This window comes from Pedobacter sp. GW822-FHT03F06 (genome assembly GCF_058801365.1).
Genome location: NZ_JBXANE010000002.1, coordinates 197,632 through 220,245, shown reverse-complemented (window position 1 = coordinate 220,245; position 22,614 = coordinate 197,632). Strand labels below are relative to the sequence as shown.

Sequence of the window (22,614 nt, the reverse complement as noted above, 5' to 3'; positions counted from 1 at the left end):
TTTTAATGGCCCGTTCGTCTAGGGGTGAGGACGCCAGATTTTCATTCTGGAAACAGGGGTTCGATTCCCCTACGGGCTACTTAAGTGAACAATCTATTAGGATTGTTCACTTTTTTTATGAAACTAACTTTTTGACTATAAGTGATTTAAAAGTGTAGTTTCTTCAAAATAAAGGTGTTCGACAATTCATCGAAATCTTAACTTAATTTCAATTTCTTTTAAAAAACTTCCTGAGTTGGTTAAGCAACCATTTAGGTGTTCGATTTACCCTTAAGGTCATTGACTATTTCTGTATCCTCGGGACGTCTAAATCTCTTAGCAAGCAAATAGAGAAAGTCCAAAATTATACCCGCCTGAATTTCAAGCCCCAATTTGCCAATGCAATGCAGTCTTTATTGTTATTTTAAAATTCCTCTTCTGCCATTGCGTTATTTAAGAACACTCCTGTATTATTCCCTGTCGATACAGCATATGATACAGCACGAAGAGGATTGCTACTGTCTCCACAAGCGAATACATTATCCACCGTTGTTTTCTGAAATCCATCTACTTTGATAAGTCCCTGTTCTGTCAATTCACAACCCAATAATTCGGGGATTTTACAGTGTTGTTCAAAAGGAGGTCTTGAATAGATAACTTTTAATTGAAAAGTTGAATTGTCTGAAAAAATTATTTCTTCAACAACTCCGTTTTTGTGTTTCAATGAGGTGATCTCCTTTTCAACTATTGAAATATTGTGTCTTTTGATTTCATCGGTTTGCTCTTGTGTCAGTTCCGACTTTCCATTGGTAAATATCGTCAAATCCTTTGTCCAGTTATGAATGAGCCGAGCCAGATGAAATGCACCATATCCATTTGCAAAAATCCCTGTTTTTTGATTCCTTACTTCATATCCGTGGCAATAGGGACAATGAAGCACTGTAATTCCCCAACATTCAGAAAACCCCTTAATGTTTAGCATTTTGTCTTTTAACCCAGTTGCAAAAACCAGTTTTTTAGCAGAAAATATTTTTCCTGATTGGGTCGAAATCTCAAATCCTTTGTCGGTTTTTGTTCCGTTAACGGCAAGGTCAGTTATGAATTTTACTGTGTCGTATTTCAATACTTCAATTTTTGCTTTTTCCGCAATAGCGCTTGGTTTTTCTCCGTCTTGCGTAATGAAGTTATGTGAATGAGGTGTTTGTCGGTTACAGGGCAAACCGCTGTCAATAATTAAAACACTTCTTAATGCTCGTCCCAAAGCCATTGCTGCCGAAAGTCCTGCATAGCTTCCGCCAACTATGATTACGTCAAATTTTTTGTTATCTGTCATCTCGTTAAAATTTGAAAATGCTGTTAATGATAAAGGTAGAGCTAAAACTGATAAAGCAAGCCCCCCTTGTTTAATTAGTTCTCGTCTTGATATTCTTTTCGGTTCAGTCATTTGTTTTTTAGATTTGTGCAATATCACTTGACGCTTGCCAGCTTCATCTTAATTTTCATCATTACAGAGTCTGGCAGTATTCCTGCTAAAATGGAATTAAACCGGTTTTGAAAGCCTACAATTTTCTTTCCTTTTCCATGTAGCAACAGATTCACTCCTTCAGTAGCCACTGTTTTTACAGAAGTGGGCTTGTTGGATTTCAACAGATTGGTTTCCCGCATTTCCGGTGAAATAAATGCTGTTTCTGTAACCCCAGGGGCAAGCGTGGTAACCACTACGCCAGTTCCTTCCAGCTCAGCAGCGAGGGTTTGCGAAAAGGCTAAGACAAAAGACTTGGTTGCTGAATACACCGACTGGTAAGGGAAAGGTAAATATGCAATAACTGAAGACACGTTCATGATTCGGCCCGACTTTCTGGCCGCCATGTCTTTTGCAAACAATTTGGTAAGGATAACCAGGCTGCTGATGTTGAGATCGATCATATTCAACTCCATGTCCAGCGAGCTTTCCAGAAAACTTCCATACTCGCCAAATCCGGCATTGTTAACCAAATGAGATACCTGATAGTTTGCTGATTTGATATCATCAAATAACTGGGTCGCTTGCTCTGTTTTGCTTAAGTCTTTGGGTATGTAATGTACGACGATCCCGTATCTGGAAGATAATTCCTGCTGCATGGCTGCCAATTTATCCTCGCTGCGGGCAGTGAGGATCAGATTGTATTCTAAAGCCGCAAGCTGTTGGGCCATTTCGTAGCCAATTCCGGATGATGCTCCGGTTATTAGGATGTATTGTTTCATTTTGTTCTTTTTTTATGAATGATTAAATACTTTCAATGGAAGGTGGTATAAGCTTATACATAACAGGCGTTACAATTCTTGAAAGAATGGTTGAACTGATCAATCCACCAATCAGCACAATTGCCAATGGCGCGATAAGTGGATTGGGATTCCAGGCGAGGGGAATTAATCCGCAAATAGCGGTTATGGACGTAAGCACAACCGGCAAAAAACGGGTTTCTCCTGCTATCTTAATTGCGCTGTCAATGCTATGTCCTTCAGCCCGCAACTGGTTGGTGAAATCAACGAGTAACAGCGAATTCTTGACCTGTATGCCAGACAAACCAATGAAACCAATGATAGAAACTATTGACATCGGATGGCCGGTGATCAATAGCATTACCACACCACCCAAAATCCCTAATGGAATAATAGATAGTACAATGATGATACCTTTAAACGTTTTGAATTGCAGTAACAGAACTCCAATAAAAAGGAATGTACTTAACAGGATAACTGACAAAAAATTTCCACCCAGTGTATCACCTTCCGATTCCGCTTCACCAGATAGCTTGTAATAGTATCCAGGTGGCATTTTAAGTTTGTCCAGTTGCGGAACAATATCCTTTAGCACATCGTTTGCATATACACCTTCTTTAGTTAGGGAGGTAACCTTTGCGAAACGCGATTTATTAAAATGATTTATTGCCGTAGGCGATGTTTCAAAAGAAATGGTTGCAATCTGATTAACCAATACAGGAACACCTTGTATATTATTCACATAAAGGTTTTTAAATGCATCTAAATTTGAAAATTTATCCCTGGTAAGCGTTAAAACAACATTGCGTGAGTCGCCCCTGTCATCTATATAATCACCAACAGTTAATCCTGCTACCGCCATTCGAATTACCTTATCAACATCGCTTGTAAGCACACCCAATGTGCGGGCTTTTTCTTTGTTTATTTCTATTTTAACATCCGACTTGTAGGTGTTTAATTCATTATTGATGTAAACAGTTCCTGGATGTTTGCGTAACAGATCTTCCACTTTAAAGGAAAGCTCACGCAATTTATTTGGGTCTTCGCCAAAAACCCTGACCACTATGTTTGCTTCTATCGGGGGGCCCTGCTCAAAATCTTTCACTTCAATTTTGGCATAAGGAAACTCTTTAAACTTTTGCCTTAGCTGCTTAACCAACCCTACTTTAGTATGAGGACTTGCCTCATCATCCATTTGTACAAAAACCTGGGCAAAGTCGGGCTTAACATCCTGTTGGTGTACGTTGTAATATATCTGAGGGTTTCCTTTGCCTACATTGCTTGTATAATATACAATCTCTTTGTGTTGCTTTAATTCATATTCTACAAGTTTAGTCACACGATCACTTTCAGGAATATCAGCCTGCAATGGCATTTTGATATTGATAAGAAACATTGGCTTTTCAGAGGTGGGAAAAAGTTTGAATCCTGCTTTTGTAAATAAGAAAAAGGCGAGAGCACTAAGTATTAATGATATTCCAATGGTTGCTTTAGGATATTTTAAAGCCCGTGGCATAATACCGCGATAACTGTAGGTGAGAAATTTTTGCAGTTGCTTCAGAAAAAAATTGCCTTCCCCATGTGTATGTGTTTTCAATAACCGGCTTCCCATAAAAGGAACCAGCGTTAAAGCCACGATCATTGATGCCAGCACACTGGTGATAACAGCCATGGGCAGACTGCGCATAAATTCACCAGCTGAATCCGGTAGGAAGGCAAGAGGCAAAAACGCAATTACCAAAGTGGCTGTACATCCTACAACTGCTACACCTATTTGTTTAGTGCCTTTCAGAACTGCATCCATTCGTGAATGTCCTTCCCTAAGCCATCGCTCTATATTTTCTACTACCACAATGCTGTCGTCGACCAATAACCCTAAAGCCACAACGAGGCCAACAATGCTTAGCTGGTTCAAAGAAAATCCCAATAAGTTCATCGCAATAAGCCCTAATGCTAAAGAAAGCGGAATGGAGATCATCACAATCAGTGATGCCCTGAATCCCAAAGGCAATAAAGTAATGACCACCAGAAGAATGGCCAGGGCAAAATCAAATCCGAGATGTCCCAAACGTTGTGAAACCATAGTAGCCTGGTCGAAAGTTTTGACAAGCTGGATATTAGAAGGCAATCTTTTAGAAAATTCTTCCAGTATTGGCAGAAACTCTTTCTGCACTTTCGTTATATTAACATTGTCTTTCATCGCTGCTGTAACCAGGACACAACGATGTCCATTTACACGTGTAATATGGCTGACCATTTCGTTTTTATAACTTACTTCCGCTACATCTTTCAGGTATATAATCTTTCCATTGGCATTGTAGACGACGGTATTGGCAACGTCCTCCACGTTCTTCAGCTTACCACTGGTCTTTACATTAAAAATCTTACTCTCTAGGTTGATGCTTCCTCCGGGAATGTCTGCTGCTTCACTTTGTAAACTACCAATAACTACGTTTAGCGGAATTTTCAGTTGTGCCAGTTTGTCCAATTGTACATCAATCCGGATTTCCTGTTCCGGCATTCCGGAATACTTGACTTCTTTCAGGCTTGTTATTTTCTCCAGATTTGTTTTCAGGATATCAGCTTCATCTCTTAGCAGTTTATCGGAAGCATTACCTGAAACCAATGCAACCTGTAAAATTTTGACATCGGAAGAAGAAATCTTTTCTGTTTTGATAAGATAGATATCCTTAGGAAGCTCGCTATTTTTTAAAGCGTTTATTTCTGTTGATATTTCCTGGTATTTATTGTCTATATCAACGCCATATTTGAATTTAACCTGGATTGCCGCTACACCATCCTCAATTGTAGTAAGAATTTTATCAATGTTTTCCAGGCCGTAAATTTTATTTTCAATTGGTTTTGCCACCTGCTCTTCCATGTCTTTAGGACTTGTGCCCGGATATATCACAGTTATAAGATATTCGGGTGGATGTATAGTTGGATCTTCCGAACGGGGCATTGTAAACAAAGCGAGTACACCAACTACTGCAAACAGCAGAAATATAATGAGGGTGAACTGATAATTTTTTACGGCAAAATTTGTAATCTTCATATCTGTTATTATTACCTGATGATTTTTATTGTAGATTTTTCGTTGAGGTAGGCACTATTGGATATCACGATTTCTTTTACTCCGTCAAGTCCATCTTTTAGATAAACCTGTTGATTGTCGAACCTTGAAATAGTTATCGGAATTTTCCTGACCTTATTAGCTCCATCGGGTGTAAATACGAATGCTTTATCACCATCCGCTTCTACTAACGATCCGTATGGGATGACCTTAACATTCTCACCCTGGTTTGTAGCTATTTCCGCTTTGCCGAACATGCCCACCGCCGGTTTTATGTCGTTTAATTTCAATTTCAGTTCTACCTGAAAGGAGCCAAGTGTAGGATCTGCTGCCTGTGACTTGCGAAACACGAAGGCGTCAAATTTCTTATCAGCATATCCATCCAGCGTCACTGTTGCCGTTTGTCCCTGATTAATCGCTGCCCACTCCCGGTCAGTTACGCCGACTTTAAGTATGTAGTTATTATTTTGCCGTGTTTCGTTAATGGCAAGCACTGGCATACCAGGCGCAATCACTTCCCCTTCACTGGCGATTTTCTGACTTACAAACCCATCAGAGGCTGCATATATTTTTGAATAATGTGCATTAAAGGCAACGGCCTCCTTTGCTTTGTAAGCAATATCCAGGGCTGTCTTTGTGTTTTGCAACTGCTCCAGTGTAAAAACGCTGTCTTTGTAAAGATTAGCCGCTCGTTCATAATCACGTTGCGCCTTGTCTACATTTAAACTGGACTGTGATAGGCCGGCGGCAATTTCTGTTGAATTGAGTGTGGCGAGCAACTGCCCTTTGCGGAAGAACTGACCTTCTTCTACAAAAACACGGCTAATTACGCCGCCTATTTTGAAAGAATATTTAGCTTCATTTTCTGTGCTTACGAGACCTGTAGCACTTATTTTTTGTGGTAATCCTAACGCAGATACAGCAGAAACCTTTACAGGGATAACATCTGCTTCTCCCAATGATTTTTTTGCTTTCTCGTTCTCCTTACAAGAAAATAAAACCAATATTATTGCAGTAAGGCTGAGTATTTTTATTTTTTTCATATAGTTTGATATTTATTTATTGAATGATGAAACTTGCATTGGCGCGTTCTATTTCTGCCTGCTTTTTCAATGTGTCGTAAAGTGAAATATTTACCTGCAGTTGGGCAGATACCAGTTGGTTTTGTGCATCCAGCAGCTCTATGTAAAGTGCAATGCCTTCTTTGTACAGCCGCAATTCATCCTTATAATATTTTTCAGAGGAAGCCACTTGTGAAACAGCAGCATTGTAATTGATAAGAGCAGTACTAAATGAATTGGCAGCAATACTAACCTGTAATTTCAGCTGCTGCTCGGTATTACTTATCTGCGATTCAATCGCTTTAGCATCTGCCTTCGCCTGGTTTACTCTGTATTTATTTTTACCTCCAGAAAAAATATCGAAACCAAGTGAGATCCCGAAAAAATAATAAGGCGATTTATCATTTACTTTAAAGTCAAAAGCCTGTGACCCTACATCAAGAAAGGAATTAAGTTTTGGTATTTTGTAGGAGTTTGCAAGACCAATAAGGTTCTTATTGATTGCGGCTGCTGTATTTAACTTTAATAATTCTTCTCTTTTATTGATAGCAGTATTATCTGCAACCTGTGGGTCAGGAATATTAGTTATTGAATCAATAAGTACGGGAGTGGTCAGCGGTTGGTTGATTAAGAAATTAAAAAAATCTCTGGCATTAGCACGGTTTATCATGGCTGTATTCAGTTGCGCAGTAATTTTTATTACTTCATTATTGCTCCTTGCAACTGCCGTGCGGTTTACTTTTTGATTATTAAAAAGAGAAGTGTTTATCCTTTCATTTTCTTTTACAAGTGCAAGGGCATTTTCATAAATCCCGATGGCTGTTGTTACCTGTAAATAATTATAATAAGCGATTTTGATTTCTTTTGCAAGTTCCCGCTTGTAAATGGCTATTTCTATCTTTTGCAAATCATACTGCTGGGTTTTTATTTTTTTATTGTAAGCTATTTCTGCATTGATGACCGGAAAAGTGGTATGTAGTTTTACATCATAAAAATGATTGGGGTTCAGCAGTACACTTTGGTTTTGTATTTGCGGAAAATTATTGGTGCCTGTCAGTTGGTTAAGCGTTTTGTAAACTGGATTCATTAAATCTCCCACCGGAATATCCACTGTGCGTCCGCCACCTGCAAGGGTATAGCTTCCATTAAACTCAACATTGGGGAGGAATAACGATTTAGCTTCTTTCAAAGCCCACAGGCTTTTATCAAGTAAAAATTGCTGCTGGCGGATTGTTTCATTACTGCTGAGACCCGTGCGGATATACTGATCCAGGTGTGTTTGCGCATAAGCGCTGCCAACCAATAACAATAAAAATAGCGTGAGTATTTTTTTCATCTTATTTTATTTTAAATTATTGAACATAATAAACTTAATGAACAATGTTCATAAAAGGGGTAAAAAAATTTATAGCTTACTTATAATTTTCAAAAACTCATCATATGCCTCTGTTACTATGTTTTCAGGGTTTTTAATACTCACATTTTTTGTACGCCCCCCTATTTCCAGGCTACACATGCCATGCACACAACCCCATATCAGAAAAGACAGCGGCTCCAGTTTATGCCCTTCGAAATGGCCAGCACTAATACATTCCTGCACTGTTGTTCGTAATACCTCGAAGTTAGCGGTTCCCTCTTCCCACTCTTTTTCCTGCATATCATTCAGAAACTCCATTGGCGCCTTTAAACTGAACATCAGGTCATATTTATCGGGATTCTCCATTGCATACTGAATATAAAGCTGCCCCATGGCTTTTAGCCGCTCCATCGGATCTTTTACATTATATAGTACCCTGAATTGCCCTCCCAGTTCGGTAAAGCACTGCGTGTGCAGGGCATGGAGGATGGCATTCTTATCCTTGAAATAAATATAAACAGTGCCGATACTGTAATCAATTGCATCAGCAATATTGCGGATGGTTGTCTGGTTAACACCTTTTTCAACAAACAACTTCATTGATTCTTTTAGTATCAGGGCTTTCAGTTCTTCTTTTTCTCTTGCTTTGCGGTCTGCGCTACTCATTGTTGAATAAATTTGAGCACAAATAAAATGAACATCGTTCACTTTTCCAAATAAATTGATTTTTATTTTTGAAATTTTATCATTAGTGAACCTATATCAGCCAACATTCTTCATTTTCAGCCCAAATAAGCGGAAAGTTTTAAGGTAATAATTTTAGGGAATTTGATTCAAGCGTTTTGTCAGGCAGACCGGACCTTGGATAAAATTTGAACGGATTTTACTCCAATCTATTTTAATGTCATTTCTTGTCAGACGTTCCTCTTTTCGGTTAAAACACAGGTATTAAGTGGATCTACTTTTGTGAGATCAAAAATTGACAATCATGAAATTAATAATTCATAAATGTTTATATCCTTGCCAATCCAAAGTCAAAAACGACTTGATTTTCTGGATATAGATCTCTGGAGTAATTTTTCCAAAAGGTCTAAAAAATTAAAAAGCGGTTCAAAGAATTTCCCGTTAGGGCTACGAAAACCCGCTAACAAATGAATTGTTAGCGGGTTTTGTGTTTTTACTGAAAATTATTTAAGTAAAAATTATTGATAAGGTGAACGTCTTACCCTTCAATAATTCACTAACTCAATAAGTTTTATAAACCGTAGTGTCTAAGGATCTGGCTGCTCTTCAATAATTAAGCGCTTGTATCATAAATATAGATTTGTCATCCTGAGCCTGTCGAAGGACTTAGTTAAATATAATTTTATGTGTTTCGACAAGCTCAACATGACAAAAATCTAAGGATAAAATACGTTTATGATACAAGCTCTCTAAGTTGTTCTTACTTCATAGCCAGTTGCTGATCATCAGCCTCAGCCATTTCTTTATAAAAAGCCTTAAACTGGTCGATCTTATCTAAAGGAACATAATCTTTCTTTAATGCAAAACTCCGCTTTAAAACGAGTTTATTTCCTTGTTGTACACTCTCTAGTTTAAAATCGACAAAATCATTGCTTAGTTGAACCGCTTTAAAAGGCTGAACCATAGCTTTTCCGATTGGAAGCTCTAATGATAATTCCTGATTAGACTCATCAACACCAAATAACTGGGTAAGATCGATACCAAATTTCCGGGGCGAAACCACTTGCAAGGCTGTTGCATACGATTTGTTTGACCACGGAATAGAAAATATCGACATGCCCGCTACACTTTTGCTTACATTAAGCAATTTATATGAACAGGCTGTGCCCACCGTATCTGATGTAGCTTTCGAAGTATTGAGGTTAGTAAAACTAAGGTTATAAATTTCGTTTTCTGGGTAAATGCCAGTCAGGTCTTCCTTCATTTTCTTGATTTGATCTGCACTGCTCAAATCGTTAAAAACACTTCTGATATAACTAGACATCGATCCGGTATTCCAATTGGTTTCCTTAACCGTCATATCGGCATTTTCAAGCTTAACCTCGGTTTTGTAGCCCATCATATTTCTTCCTCTTATACCAGGATTAAATTTGGTTAAAGCTGTGCCTGTTTTATTAATTTCGAGAATATTAGACCCCAGGAAAGTATTACTGAAAGTATTAAAAGGCAATGTTCCCGAAGTAAGCTCTACCCAATAATCTTTCCCTCCTATTGTAGATTTGGCAATACAGTGATTAAATTCGATACTAGGTAGCAACAGTGTATTTTGCCCACGATCTCTGGTGTTTACCAAAGCCAGTGTTGCTGTAATTCCAGCTTCTTTGCACATACTCACAAAAAGCGTAGATACATCTTTACAGTCGCCAATTCTTGTATTAATAACTGTTGATGGATTTTGAGGAATAATACCACTTTGCCTAAACGATACAGAGCTGTATGCGATGTTGGTAATGATGTAATTATAAATCATCTTGATTTTAGTTAAATCATCTAAATTACTTTTACCAGCAAACAAATCATTTACTACTGTTTTTATTTCATAACTGCTCCGCGCTTTAGCCGATGCAATATTGTCGTACCAATCTGCAATAAATTTCCAGTCGGGGATAGATGATAAATACAGCATATTGGTAACATCATCCATTGGAGGCATTTTATCCTCATACCTTAAGGCTTCCTGTTTATTCTTTTCCCATACATACAGGTCAAACTCATCCTTAGCCGTTTTAACTGGTGCAATGTCCTGCTGTGAAAAAACATATTTGAAAGCTTTATCGCGATGGATTAACAATGAATATTTAATGTTAAGATTATCCAAACCATCGCTAAAATAGAAAGAATCCCAGAAGTGGGTAGACATTGCCCCAACATGAAAATTTTCGATTTTATAGCGGATATTAATCACATCGCCAATTTCGAGGTTTGTAAATACCAGCTCACTGTTATTGGCTTCGGCAGGCACTTTTGTTCCATTGCTTTTTATTACCTCAGCAATTTCTACCGCATAATTCTGGTCACTGTTGTAAGGAATAACATATTCTTTAAAACTTTCAAGCCCTTTTTGGGTGAGTATTTTTGCAGTAAAATAGTGTTTCTCTTCTGATCCACCGTTTTCATAAACAACTTTCTGTACCTCATTGTTCAAAACCACAACCTGCCCATCGGGATATTCTGTTTTGGATGGCGCCTTGTTAACCATCACTTTAACATCAGGTTTATCGAAATAATCAAATACCGCTTTTTTATCCTGAAGTGTTCTTAATAACTGGATAACAGTGTAATTATTTGGATCGATCTGTAAACTCCTTTCGTATGCCTTAATACTTTTCTCTTTCTGTTTATTTGCATTATACAGCGTACCCAACTGAGAATACACAAATGCATTGTTAGGATCGATCTCGAGTACTTTTAAATATAATTTTTCTGCCTCATCATATTGTTGCAACTGATAGTAAATACCTGCAAGGTCGGTGTAGATGGAAAATCCGATCGGATCGTTCTGCAATTCCTTTTTGTAAATATCTATACCTGCATCGGTTTCTCCTTTATCCAAATGCAGCTTCGCTACATATTTAGCAGCCTTATAATCGTTATTTTCATCAATGTATTTCTGCAAAATATCAATCGCCTTAGGGTTCTTTCTAATCTGCACTTCGATCAGGTATTTTAAATTGACAATGTCTGCTGAATTCAAATATTGTGGATAAATTTTCTCAACCAGGTCTATAATTTCAGGTTGTTTTTTCTCCTGGCCGAGTATATTCAGTTTTTTCATCAACACCGTTTCATTCTCGCCATAAATTTTCTCCAGTTTAGCAAGAACTTCCTTTGCACGCACATAATCATTCTGTTGAAAGTGCTCCGTGTATACAAGTTCTAAAGCTAAAGAACATTCCGGATCGTGTGTTTTAATTTCTTCCCTGAGGGTTTCAATTCCTGTTCTATTATCGGCTTTAACAAACAGTTCTATCATCATCAGGTTGAGATAGGTACTTTCAGGAAAACGTTTTTTAAGTTTTTCCAGGATCAACCTTGCATCGAACACATTTCCTAAACGCAAATAAAGCTTAGCCATCATTAACTGATTTAAATAGCTCTGCGGTTTTGCTTTAAGGGCATCTTCGAAATATTTAAACCCAACTGGTTTTAGCTGAGCAGGAGCCGGACTCGTCTCTTTTGAATAGGCCTGCGGCGTACTTGTAGTAGAAAGATTGTTTAATGGCATTCCGTTGGCATCTGTTAAGCGCAGCATAAAATTTGATCTACCTGCATAGCTTTCGCCTATCTGCACCAAAACACGGTTATAGCCTTGATTTAACTTAATTGGTACAATGTATGCATCAAGGTCGTTGTTTCTTTCTTCAGATTCGCTGATTAAAAGCTGATCGTTTACCCAAACCTTTACCGATCCGGATACACCGATTCTTAACTGTGCCGTTGTACTTGCGGGTGCATTAACAAATGTTTGGGCAAATTGTAATGCATTTTCGTAGGTGTTATAATAAGTAAAATCAAACCATTTATCGTGCCGTACATAAGGTACCGTTCTCCAGCTAAATTTTCGGTTCTTTTTCCCTGTAAAAACATAATTAAGTTCTGGGTGGGCTAAAACATCATCGTACTGTTTATCGAAACCACTGGTCGAAATGTTCTCATACTCGCCTGTGATTAACCAATTTTCGATTTCGCCAATCTTACTGAAATACTGATCAGCTTCAGTGTATTGTTTTTTCTCTTCGAAATGCGAACCTAACGACGCGTAGGCCAATGCATTAATGGTACCGTCAACATCTTTTCTAGTGGCCAGTTTTTTATAAAACTCCAACTGGTCGGCCGTTTTTATCCTCGAAGCGTTATTGGGCAAATCGCTCCAAAGCGCAACAAGGTATGGTTGTGGGTTTTTGGAGGTATTGGATAATTTATTTAAATAGTTAAAACCTTCTTTGGCCGGCCGGTCCATTTCAGTCATCATATAGAGCGCAACATTTGCTTCATCTGAAAATGCAGGCTTAAGTGCTGCCTTGGTAAAAAAATCGCGTGCCGCTGTGCGGTTGTTTTTGAAAAAATATTCCCAACCTGGGTTCAAATTTGTTTGTGCCTGAATAGACGAAGAAACAAGAATTGAGAGAATTAATAGTTTAAATTTCATTTTGTAATTATAGAAAAAAAACAAATCTGAATCAAAGCAATTTAGATTAAAAATAAGTAAGAAAAACCTCACTCATTTACGGCGTTTAATGTGCAGGTAATATTTTCTAACTTAGATAATCAGACTAAAAAATAGAATTAAACTGCGATAGAAAAAAATGAAGAACAGATCGATGCAGATTAAGGGAACTTTTAAAGCAAATATGCAATTGCTTTGGGACGTTTGGACCAAACCCGAGCACCTTAAAAACTGGTGGGGACCAAAAGGATTTAGTGCCCCCATCCATAAAATGGATTTGCAGGCAGGTGGTGAATGGAAGCTCACCTTACATGGACCTGATGGTAAAGACTATGCCAACCGCAGCATTTTTAAAGAGATTATTCCACTTGAAAAAATTGTATTCGAACACTTCAACCCACATTTTTTCACTACAGTTCTTTTTGAGGCCAAGGATGAAGAAACCCAGATAAACTGGACGATGTTATTCGACACTCCTGAGATGCGCGAAACAATAGTTAAAGTGCATAAAGCGGAAGATGGGTTAAAGGAAAATATGGAAAGACTTGGAGAATACCTTTTTGAACTATCAACCGATTAGGTTAGGTCCCCTAAAAACTAACCAAGTCTTTCCATAAGATGTTCTATTTCTGAATTCACTATCTACATAGATGCTGACCACGAAGTAGCTATTAGGCCTTTAAAACAATAAAAACTGCTAATAAAACAAATTCAGTAGGACGATCGCAGAAATAGAAATAGTGCAAGAATTTTATTCCAGGCGGATCATTTCACCGGTTTTTACCGATTCATCGCAGGCAAAAGCAATCCTCAAGCTGTTTATCGCATCTTCTGTAGCATCGGTTAAATCGATATCTTCGGTAATGGCTTTTAGAAAATAACGTTGCTCGCGGTTGCACAGTTCCTGATGATCGGGTTCATCGGTTAAATCCACCCATTCATCAGCTTTGCTGAATTCATCATTGGCATCTAAATCGGCATGATGTATTTTAATCGATTCTGTTTTGGTATGCGCATCAATATTATCGGAGTTCCCGGCTGCACCTGCTTTTTTAGCTGTGATAGATACTGATCCTTTTGGGCCAAAAACATCTTTAATAAAAAAAGCATTATCGCTCACCATCGGGCCCCAGCCAGCTTCGTACCAACCAATAGAACCATCTTCGAAACGGATCTGCAGCTGCCCGTAATTGTAATTCCATTCCGGGATATCGTCAGTAAGCCTGGCTCCAATAGCACTCACCTGTACAGGCTTCGATCGGGTCATTTGGCACATAATATCGATATAATGCACGGCACAATCGACAATGGGGCTTAAACTTTTCATCAGGTTACGGTGTACCGTCCATTTGGGGCCATGACTCTGTTGATTCAGGTTCATGCGCATTACCAAAGGTTTTCCCATTTCCTGAGCGAGCGCTGTAAATTTCTCCCATGAAGGATGATAGCGGAGGATATAACCCACCAATAATTTTTTATTCGCTTTTTTAGCCGCTTCTGCCACCTTTATAGCGCCTGCTACACTATCTGCCAATGGCTTTTCGATAAACACATGGCAACCGCTTTCGAAAGATTTTATGGCATAAGCTTCGTGCGTATCGGGATAAGTAGAAATGCACACAGCATCGGGTTTGGTTATTTCAAGTGCTTCGTAAAAATCAGTATACAGATTATATTGTCCGCCTAATTTTTCGTTAAGTTTTTCTTTGCTTTTACCGGTAGAAACCAATCCGCAAATTTCAAAACCGGGTAAGGTGTGATAAGCTGTGGCATGGGACGCACCCATATTACCACAGCCTACTACTAATACCTTTAAATTCTTATTTCTTGTCGACATACTAATTCTTAAACACCCAATGTCCAGCCTTTGCGGTATTCGCGTTTCACAAATTGATTTACCTCGTCAAAATTGGTCACCTTCATATTTACTTTGTCCCAAAGCATTTTGATATCTCTGCCTGGGTAAGTGATTTTACCTGCTGCATCTCTGCGCTGCACATCTGTTCCTCTAATGGCCAAATTGGCTATCAATAAAGTTTCGGTAAGTGGTCCGGCAATTTCAAAGGGCGAACTCAGCTCCATTTTCCCGTAACCAGCAATCGCGGCTTCGGCAAACTGCGTATAATGCCCTTCTTCCTGATTAGCGATACGCGGAATAGTGATTTTCGTTCTATCTGATTCATTGCGCGACAGAGGCAATAACTTTGGATTTTTGCCATAGGTTTCGCAGATCATTTTACCTTTTGTGCCGATAAAAAGCACACCGTTATCGCCGAAACTTTCATTAGGTCCCAACTCTTCCGGACGCTCTGGTTTAATGCCTCCATCCATCCAATGCACCTGAACCTCGTGTTTGGTTTTTGGTGTTTTGGCAAAGGTTAAAATTACATGGCTTGATGGCGGACAGCTTTCTGGTAAGTAGGCACGCTTAAATTCATCAACATATACACTACCTACACTGCATTCAACGCTAATTGGGGTATCGAGGCCTAACACCCTAACAGGAGGCTCTACCAAGTGGCAGCCCATATCGCCAATGGCACCGGTACCATAATCCCACCATCCCCTCCAGTTGAAGGGAACCAATTTATTTACATATTCTTTGTATGGAGCACTGCCTAACCACAAATCCCAATCGAGTTCTTTTGGTATTTCGGCTTTCCCGCTTGGCCACGAAATTCCTTGTGGCCATACTGGTCTATTAGTCCAGCAGTAAACCGTATGAACTTTACCTATCCTGCCTGCATCGTACCATTCCTGAAGTCTTCTTACACCATCGCCCGAAGCACCCTGATTACCCATCTGCGTAACCACTTTATAGCGGCTTGCAGCTTCGGTTAACATCCTGGCTTCGTAAATATCGTGCGTTAAAGGCTTTTGCACATACACGTGTTTGCCCAATTGCATGGCTGCCATGGCAATTTGTGCATGGGTATGATCGGGTGTAGATACCGTTACGGCATCAATGTTTTTACCTTCCTTATCTAATAACTCACGGTAGTCTTTGTAATATTTTGCCTTTGGGAAGTTTTTTAGAGAATTTGCAGCTCTTCTATCGTCTACATCGCATAAAAAAGCAACATCTGTTTTTCCTCCCCTAACAATACTGGCAATATCGCCCTCTCCTTTTCCACCCGCACCTATTCCGGCCAATTGCAAACGATCGCTTGGCGCCAGAAAACCTTGCCCACCCAACACATGGCGGGGTACAATCATAAATCCAGCGGCAGCAAGCGCTGTTGTTTTAATAAAGTTTCTTCTCGAATTTTCAGTTTTCGAATTTGCCTTATCTTCTATCATCATTTAACCTTTTATAATGCTAAATTTACTTATTTCTTTTTACCTGTGACTTTGTATCAGTTTCTTTTTGAGCTGTCGCTTTCTTGCTCAGGTCTTTAATCCTGATGTTGCGGAACTGAACAGGAGAACCATGACCTAAAAAGCCGATATGTCCACTTTCACGTAATAAACCCGGGTGTTCTTTATGATCTGGTGTACCGTTTTTCTTAAATGGTTCGATATCGCCATCTAAAATTACGGTGCCGTTTAAAATTACTTTGATCTTCGATCCATTGGCAATTACTTCTTCATAGTTCCACTCTCCGGTAGGCTTTAAAAACCCTCTTTTTGCAGCAATAGTGCCGTAAACTGAACCATGGTACTGGTACGCTTTCAGGTCCTTATAAATCGGCGCATCATTATCCAGTATCTGCAGTTCCATACCCACGTAAGCGGCATCACCTTCTAAAGGCGCTCTGATTCCTAAACCGTTGTTTGCACCTGGAGTGAGCTGAAATTCGAAACGGTAAACAAAATCGCTGAATTCTTCTTTGGTGAATAAGTTACCACCAGATCCTTTACCTGGTTTTGGTCGGATAGCGATGTTTCCATCTTCGATAACATAATCGGTAGTATTACCTGTCCAGCTGTGCATATTGGTACCATCGAACAATACTTTATAACCTTCTTTTTTCTCTTGTGCACTTAGCTCAAAAGGTTTTGGACGGGGAATTTCTTTGATATAGATATCGCGATAAGCTACTGGCGATCCGTGCGCCTGCAATTCGATCTGCTCTTCTGCGAAAATCGGCAAACTTCTGTCCCAATAATTTTCTAAAATCACATTATCGGTCACCAACTGCCCGTTCAGATAAACGGTAACACGGTCGCCTTTCATTAAGATTCTGAAGGTATTCCACTCATCCAACTTGTTATCGGCTACTTTAAGCGGCTTACTTTCGTTCGTTTGATTGTTATACAAACCACCAGAGCCTACCTGGGCACCAACTTTTGTACGGGCAAGATCCCAGATCTGCACCTGTGGCGTACCGCGCAGGTAAATACCAGCATCGCCTTCTCCTTTTTTATCGTCGATGATTTTCCAGTCTACCAGCATTTCAAAATCGCCATATTTTTTAACGGTAGCAAGGTTATTGCCATGACTTTGAAACTGTAGTTCGCCGTTGATTACTTTCCAGCTTTCCTTTGCTTCGGCATCAGCTTTTATTTGCGCTTCGGCCAAAGTTTTTTCATCCATTTTTGATCTTTTGATCGGATCGGCCACAAGCCCTTTCCAACCGGATAAATCTTTGCCGTTAAAAACCTGAACAAAGCCTTCGCCAGCTTTCATTTCAGAAATATACTTACGCATACCCTCTTTCTGATAACCGGCATCGCCTCCGGTAATTACGGCAATGGTTTTATTTAACAGGCCCTTTACAATGTCGCCATTGTAAGTTCCTGCCATAGTAATATTCATCACCGCGTTTGCTGCAGCCTGTTGTAAAGTAGCATTATCTAAATACTGGCCTGCAAATACAATCGCATTAAAGCATTTGGCCTGTTCGGTATCTTTAAGAATCTGCTGTTGTTGTGCTGGTGTTTTAGCCACTGCCATCGCGTTGCGCAATAGTAGTAAACGTTGCTCAGCCGTATACTTTGTATTTCTTACTAAAGTTAAATAACCCACAATCGCCTGGTTCAAAAAGTCTGGATTGGTGGTGGTACGTGCAATACTGATCAATGCATCTGTTGAGCCTGCATCCGACCATGAGGAAAGTGCTTCAATTGCAGCTTTTTTGGTAGCGTCATCGCCTGTAGCATACGCTTCTGACACAGATTTCAAAGATTGTTGGCCACCTAAACTGCCCAGTACCTTATAAAACAACAATTTCTTATCAGCCGGTGTATTGTTCATTTGCTGAAGAATGGCATTGGTTTGTGCTTCTTTATCCGCTGATCCTTTTACCGAAGCAATAATGGCATCTTGTACAGCAGTAAGTTCGCCGGCATCGGTTGTTTTGTTTAAAAGATCAAATAATTGTGCTTTATTTTCTGCTGTAGCAACATGTTGTAATGAAAGGAATGCTGCTTTTCGTACTTCAGGTTTTTTACTGTTTAATGCCGCATAAATAACTTCTATTTGGCTTGTTGCAGCGCGTGCAGCTAAAATATTAATTAAGGCAACCTGTACTTCTGGTTTAGCTTTCGGAAGATAAGCACCAACTTTAGTGGCTACACTTTCGCCTTTTATTCTTAGTATACCATTAGAAATACCCGTAATACTGGCTGCATCTCCTTTGCCCATTAACTTTAACAAGTCGTCTATAACCGCTTCCTGTCCAAGTTTTACAGCGGCGTTAATTGCAGCCAGTTTCACCTGCTCATCGTCGCTTCTAATGAGTTTGAGTACGGCTGGCAAGGCAGATTTTGCTTTGCTATTGCCCAGCATGTCTAAAATAGAAACCTGAGTTGGGGCATCAACCTTTTTTAACTGGCTTACCCAGGCTGCACTATTAGTGTCATTTACGCCATCAGCAGCGAATTTAACCGCAGCCGCACGAAATTCGAACTGCTTATCGGTCATTGCAGCTAACAAAGCCTGTTGATCAGTCTGTGTTGCCGAAAGTAGTTTTAAGGCCGCAGTACGCTCATTTACCTGATCATCGGCCGTTGCTTTTTCTAGTATTGTTTTCGCTATTGTTTCTACTCCGGTTTTATCTGTTGCTACGTTTTTTTGTGCATACACCAATAAAGCGGCAACGGCATTGGTTTGGTCGTATTTATAGCCTGCCTGTTCAGCTGCTTTTACCAAAATTTCTTTAGCAGATGCATCGCCAATATTGGCTAAGGCATACAAACTAGCTTTGGTTAATGTTTTGTCTGCTCCGGTAGCCAATGGTGCAATAGCTGTTGCTGCTGCTTTAGTATTAGTATGGCCCAATGCTTCTACAATGGCAATTTTTGCTTTGCCATTTGCTTTACTTAAACCGCTAACCAATGCATTTGTAGCAGAGGCAGTACCAATCTTGGCTAGTGCTCTCGATGCTTCATCTGCCAATTGCTCGTCAGCCAGGTAATCTGTTAAACAAGATACCGCAGCATCATTTCCTACTAAATCGAACTGACTGATGATAAATGCTTTATTCTGTTTATCGGATAGTTTAGCCAGCGATTTGCAATAGGCACTGATGGCCATGTTCCTTAAATTCTGTTGACCAGTTTTGGTTGCATAGGCGGTAAAACCACCTACTGCATACTCAATAAGGGCGTTGTTTCCTTTTGCTGAAGCGGTTAAACCACTAATTAAGGTTACGTAACCCCCCTCCCCTAAATCGGCAACTTCTTTCATATTGCGTTCTAGTTGCGCAGCGTCTCTGGCTGGTAACTGCGCCAATAAATCGGCAATACGTGTGGTTGTAGTTCTCTCGTCTTTTTTATCTTGAGCCAGGGCCCTTACCGTTAATAATGCATTTGAAAGCATTAGAATGGCTAACAGCACCAATAATATTTTTTTGTTCATGATGGTTTGTATTTTGGGATGTTTTAAATAGAAAATGGTGCACGCATTACGGGATTAATTAATCTGTTAGCAGCCTCATCATCTACGAATTCTTGCTTAACCGGGTCGAACTTTAACGATCTTCCCAATCTTAGGGCAGCCAAACCAATATTTACAATGTTGCATGAACGGTGTCCGTTCTCTTCATTTAAAGCGAATTTTTTCCTCGTCCTTACCGATTCCGAAAATTCTACAATCTCCGGATCAGGATCAGGGAATTGCGCCAGTTTACGTTCCAGATCAGGAATATCTGATTTAAAGCCCGGATACAGTTTACCTTTTGGCCCTTCTATATAGGGCACATTGGTATCTTTACCTTCCCCATCTAAAATAATCTGGCAGCCATCGGCATAAGTATAGGTAATCCTGCGCCAAATGCCTACTGCATCGGTATGTTGTTGTGGGGCATCAACCTCTACCGAAATTGGGTTGGTATCATCCTTACCTAAAAAGTATTGTATCGGGTCGATATAGTGTTGCCCCATATCGCTTAATCCACCACCATCATAGTCCCAATAACCCCTAAAAGTTTGGTGAACACGGTGTGCATTGTAAGGTTTATATGGTGCAGGGCCTAACCATGCATTATAATCTAATTCCGGTGGTACAGGCTGAGTCTCTAAATGGTCTTTGCCCACCCAATAAAATTTCCAGTCGTAGCCGGTATGTTTACTTACGGTTACTTTTAATGGCCAACCCAACATACCGCTATCTACCAATTTTTTAATCGGTTTTACAGTTGTACCCATTCCGTAAAAAGTATCTTTAAACCTAAACCAGGTATTTAGCCTAAACATCCTACCATGCTGTTTTACCGCCTCTACTACTCTTTTTCCTTCGCCTATGGTGTGGGTCATTGGTTTTTCGCACCAGATATCTTTTCCTGCATTTGCAGCATCTACAGCCATTATACCATGCCAGTGTGGCGGGGTGGCAATGTGTACAATATCTACCTCAGGTAATTGTATAAGTTCTCTATAATCACTAAATGTTTTTACACCTTTATCTAACATTGCCGCAGCTTGCTTAAGGTGGTTCTGATCAACATCACATATAGCTACTACCTGGGTGCCCTCGTAGCCAAAATGGCCTCTACCCATCCCCCCAACACCTATTACGGCTTTGGTTAACTTATCGCTTGGGGCAAGATATCCTTGTCCGCCCAATACATATCTTGGTACAATAGTAAATGCTGCCAGGCCAATTGCAGATTTTTTGATAAAATCGCGTCTGGTGCGCTGTTCTTTTTGTGGTTCTTCTTTAGTTTTCATTTGTTTATCGGTGTTGTAAAAAAACTTATACGATAATAGTTTGGTTCCAAAAGCATTAGGATGCCGGAACGTACGGTTTATTGATCTGGTTAGATTAAAATTACAAGGTTAATGTTAATAAGAAATTATTATAAAGACAAAACATCGTTGATTTCTTTACGAATTAAAAAAACTTTAATAAATTTTTAATAGAAGTTATCTATATTTATCGAAATAGTGCAATCAATAACATGAATCTTAATCTATTAAATAACCTAACATCAGACACCAACGACAAGCAATCGATCCAAAAACACAAGCTCATTAAATACCTTTTTAATTTAGGTGCATCTTCGGTATCTACTTTATGCGGGATCATGGAAATGAGCACGCCGAGCATTCTAAAACTTCTGACTGGCCTGATTGATGAGGGTTGGGTTGAAAAGAAGGGATATGGCTTATCTATTGGTGGGCGAAAACCCGACCTTTATCGTTTAAAAGATAAAAAGATCCTGATTCTCTGTATCGACATTGAATTATTTCATACTAAAATAGCCATCATTGATAACAACTATAATTTTGTGCTGGATGTTAAAACCATTTCAGCGCCGATCTCAAAAAGCAGGACTGATTTTTTCAATATCCTACATACCCACCTTCAGGATATCTTAAAATCGGCAGGCATTAAAAACAGGCAGTTTATTGGCTGTAGTGTTGGCATGCCTGGTTTAATTGATGCTGAAAAGGGAGAAAACTACAGTTATTTCTTAAACGATGATGAAAATATTCCTTTAAGTGCCGCATTTGAAAAAATGCTGAATATACCTGTGGTGATCCAAAATGATGTGAATGGCTCATCAATGGCAGAATTTACGCACGGAATGGCTAAGGGCAAAAAAAATGTACTCGTATTGTTAATGGATTGGGGCGTGGGCTTGGGCATCATCATGGACGGAAAATTGAGGCAGGGCACCTGCGGTTTCTCGGGCGAACTGGGCCATATGCCTTTTGTAGAGAATGGCGCACTCTGTTACTGCGGAAAACACGGCTGCCTCGAAACCGTTGCATCTGGAAACGCGCTGTCAGAAATGGCAAAAGAAGGTATTTTATTGGGCAAAAATTCTATGCTTACTAACCTCTCGAATGAAGAACTGGAGAGAATTGAGCCTGCCCTGATTATTAAGGCAGCAAATAAAGGTGATCAATATGCCATTCAACTACTCTCCAATGTTGGCACTCATATGGGCAAAGGAATAGCGGTCCTAATCCAGTTATTCAACCCTGAACTGATTATTTTAAGCGGCAAAATTGCCGGAGCTAAACAATACATCACATTACCCATGCAACAGGCAATAAATACCTATTGTATGACTCAAATTAGAGAAAAAACAACGATAGTTTCTTCCGAACTGGGCGAAAACTCCAGGTTACTCGGCTACGCAGCAAGTGGCATTGATCAATTTCTGGAAGCTTTTATCAGAAAGGCAAAAAAACTGAAGAAGTAGGGCATTAACTGGCCCAAAAAGCCCTAAACTTGTCTGTTATGTGCACCTCTTTTTCCTATAGCTTAATTAGATTTGTACAGCAAATATTAAAAACC

General features: G+C 39.5%; 13 protein-coding genes and 1 tRNA gene. 3 read left to right on the top strand and 11 right to left on the bottom strand.

All coding sequences use genetic code 11. The annotated features are described in order from the left end of the window. Positions 1-7: 7 nt before the first annotated feature. Positions 8-79: transfer RNA gene (locus tag AC1RJ8_RS03475), tRNA-Glu, on the top strand. Positions 80-403: 324 nt separating this feature from the next. Here the strand turns inward: AC1RJ8_RS03475 and AC1RJ8_RS03470 are convergent. From AC1RJ8_RS03470 to AC1RJ8_RS03440, 7 genes are all read right to left on the bottom strand, one after another. Next, complete coding sequence (locus AC1RJ8_RS03470; protein WP_492952546.1) at positions 404-1,423, bottom strand: NAD(P)/FAD-dependent oxidoreductase; 1,020 nt, start codon at positions 1,421-1,423, stop codon at positions 404-406. A 23-nt stretch (positions 1,424-1,446) separates the two neighbouring features. Then, positions 1,447-2,223: an SDR family NAD(P)-dependent oxidoreductase gene (locus AC1RJ8_RS03465; protein WP_492952545.1), complete on the bottom strand. Its 777-nt coding sequence runs from the start codon at positions 2,221-2,223 to the stop codon at positions 1,447-1,449. 22 nt (positions 2,224-2,245) lie between these two features. After that, positions 2,246-5,296, bottom strand: coding sequence for an efflux RND transporter permease subunit (locus AC1RJ8_RS03460; RefSeq protein WP_492952544.1), 3,051 nt, complete (start codon positions 5,294-5,296; stop codon positions 2,246-2,248). A gap of 11 nt (positions 5,297-5,307) precedes the next feature. Then, a complete protein-coding gene (locus AC1RJ8_RS03455; RefSeq protein WP_492952543.1) occupies positions 5,308-6,357 on the bottom strand; it encodes an efflux RND transporter periplasmic adaptor subunit in 1,050 nt (349 codons plus the stop codon). A 16-nt stretch (positions 6,358-6,373) separates the two neighbouring features. Continuing rightward, positions 6,374-7,711, bottom strand: coding sequence for a TolC family protein (locus AC1RJ8_RS03450; RefSeq protein WP_492952542.1), 1,338 nt, complete (start codon positions 7,709-7,711; stop codon positions 6,374-6,376). A 69-nt stretch (positions 7,712-7,780) separates the two neighbouring features. Continuing rightward, the gene (locus tag AC1RJ8_RS03445; protein ID WP_492952541.1) at positions 7,781-8,398 is read right to left on the bottom strand and encodes a TetR/AcrR family transcriptional regulator; all 618 of its coding nucleotides are present in this window, start codon (positions 8,396-8,398) and stop codon (positions 7,781-7,783) included. A 778-nt stretch (positions 8,399-9,176) separates the two neighbouring features. Further along, entirely contained in the window at positions 9,177-12,905 is a 3,729-nt protein-coding gene (locus AC1RJ8_RS03440; protein WP_492952540.1) for a tetratricopeptide repeat protein, read from the bottom strand. A gap of 157 nt (positions 12,906-13,062) precedes the next feature. On the opposite strand from AC1RJ8_RS03440, the gene AC1RJ8_RS03435 reads away from it, so the two are divergent. Continuing rightward, positions 13,063-13,503 carry an SRPBCC domain-containing protein gene (locus AC1RJ8_RS03435; RefSeq protein WP_492952539.1) on the top strand — a complete coding sequence of 147 codons (441 nt, stop codon included), beginning with the start codon at positions 13,063-13,065 and terminating at the stop codon, positions 13,501-13,503. A 171-nt stretch (positions 13,504-13,674) separates the two neighbouring features. Here the strand turns inward: AC1RJ8_RS03435 and AC1RJ8_RS03430 are convergent, their stop codons facing one another. Genes AC1RJ8_RS03430 through AC1RJ8_RS03415 form a run of 4 tightly spaced genes read right to left on the bottom strand, consistent with a single transcriptional unit; the run spans position 13,675 to position 21,035 of the window. Further along, entirely contained in the window at positions 13,675-14,760 is a 1,086-nt protein-coding gene (locus AC1RJ8_RS03430; protein ID WP_492952538.1) for a Gfo/Idh/MocA family protein, read from the bottom strand. An 8-nt stretch (positions 14,761-14,768) separates the two neighbouring features. Continuing rightward, positions 14,769-16,226 (bottom strand): Gfo/Idh/MocA family protein, encoded by a 1,458-nt coding sequence (locus AC1RJ8_RS03425; RefSeq protein ID WP_492952537.1) that lies wholly within the window; start codon positions 16,224-16,226, stop codon positions 14,769-14,771. 22 nt (positions 16,227-16,248) lie between these two features. Next, complete coding sequence (locus tag AC1RJ8_RS03420) at positions 16,249-19,725, bottom strand: DUF1080 domain-containing protein (RefSeq protein WP_492952536.1); 3,477 nt, start codon at positions 19,723-19,725, stop codon at positions 16,249-16,251. 23 nt (positions 19,726-19,748) lie between these two features. Further along, positions 19,749-21,035 (bottom strand): Gfo/Idh/MocA family oxidoreductase, encoded by a 1,287-nt coding sequence (locus AC1RJ8_RS03415; protein WP_492952535.1) that lies wholly within the window; start codon positions 21,033-21,035, stop codon positions 19,749-19,751. A 230-nt stretch (positions 21,036-21,265) separates the two neighbouring features. Here AC1RJ8_RS03415 and AC1RJ8_RS03410 point away from each other — a divergent pair, with 230 nt between their 5' ends. Next, positions 21,266-22,519, top strand: a complete 1,254-nt coding sequence (locus tag AC1RJ8_RS03410; RefSeq protein WP_492952534.1) for an ROK family protein — start codon at positions 21,266-21,268, stop codon at positions 22,517-22,519. The last annotated feature ends 95 nt before the right edge of the window (positions 22,520-22,614 follow it).

What these genes read in the sequence shown, in the direction of transcription:
- AC1RJ8_RS03460 (WP_492952544.1), bottom strand. Translation starts at nt 5,296, where the DNA reads ATGAAGATTACAAATTTTGCCGTAAAAAATTATCAGTTCACCCTCATT.
- AC1RJ8_RS03410 (WP_492952534.1), top strand. Translation starts at nt 21,266, where the DNA reads ATGAATCTTAATCTATTAAATAACCTAACATCAGACACCAACGACAAG.
- AC1RJ8_RS03470 (WP_492952546.1), bottom strand. Translation starts at nt 1,423, where the DNA reads ATGACTGAACCGAAAAGAATATCAAGACGAGAACTAATTAAACAAGGG.
- AC1RJ8_RS03415 (WP_492952535.1), bottom strand. Translation starts at nt 21,035, where the DNA reads ATGAAAACTAAAGAAGAACCACAAAAAGAACAGCGCACCAGACGCGAT.
- AC1RJ8_RS03440 (WP_492952540.1), bottom strand. Translation starts at nt 12,905, where the DNA reads ATGAAATTTAAACTATTAATTCTCTCAATTCTTGTTTCTTCGTCTATT.
- AC1RJ8_RS03455 (WP_492952543.1), bottom strand. Translation starts at nt 6,357, where the DNA reads ATGAAAAAAATAAAAATACTCAGCCTTACTGCAATAATATTGGTTTTA.
- AC1RJ8_RS03425 (WP_492952537.1), bottom strand. Translation starts at nt 16,226, where the DNA reads ATGATGATAGAAGATAAGGCAAATTCGAAAACTGAAAATTCGAGAAGA.
- AC1RJ8_RS03465 (WP_492952545.1), bottom strand. Translation starts at nt 2,223, where the DNA reads ATGAAACAATACATCCTAATAACCGGAGCATCATCCGGAATTGGCTAC.
- AC1RJ8_RS03435 (WP_492952539.1), top strand. Translation starts at nt 13,063, where the DNA reads ATGAAGAACAGATCGATGCAGATTAAGGGAACTTTTAAAGCAAATATG.
- AC1RJ8_RS03445 (WP_492952541.1), bottom strand. Translation starts at nt 8,398, where the DNA reads ATGAGTAGCGCAGACCGCAAAGCAAGAGAAAAAGAAGAACTGAAAGCC.
- AC1RJ8_RS03430 (WP_492952538.1), bottom strand. Translation starts at nt 14,760, where the DNA reads ATGTCGACAAGAAATAAGAATTTAAAGGTATTAGTAGTAGGCTGTGGT.
- AC1RJ8_RS03420 (WP_492952536.1), bottom strand. Translation starts at nt 19,725, where the DNA reads ATGAACAAAAAAATATTATTGGTGCTGTTAGCCATTCTAATGCTTTCA.
- AC1RJ8_RS03450 (WP_492952542.1), bottom strand. Translation starts at nt 7,711, where the DNA reads ATGAAAAAAATACTCACGCTATTTTTATTGTTATTGGTTGGCAGCGCT.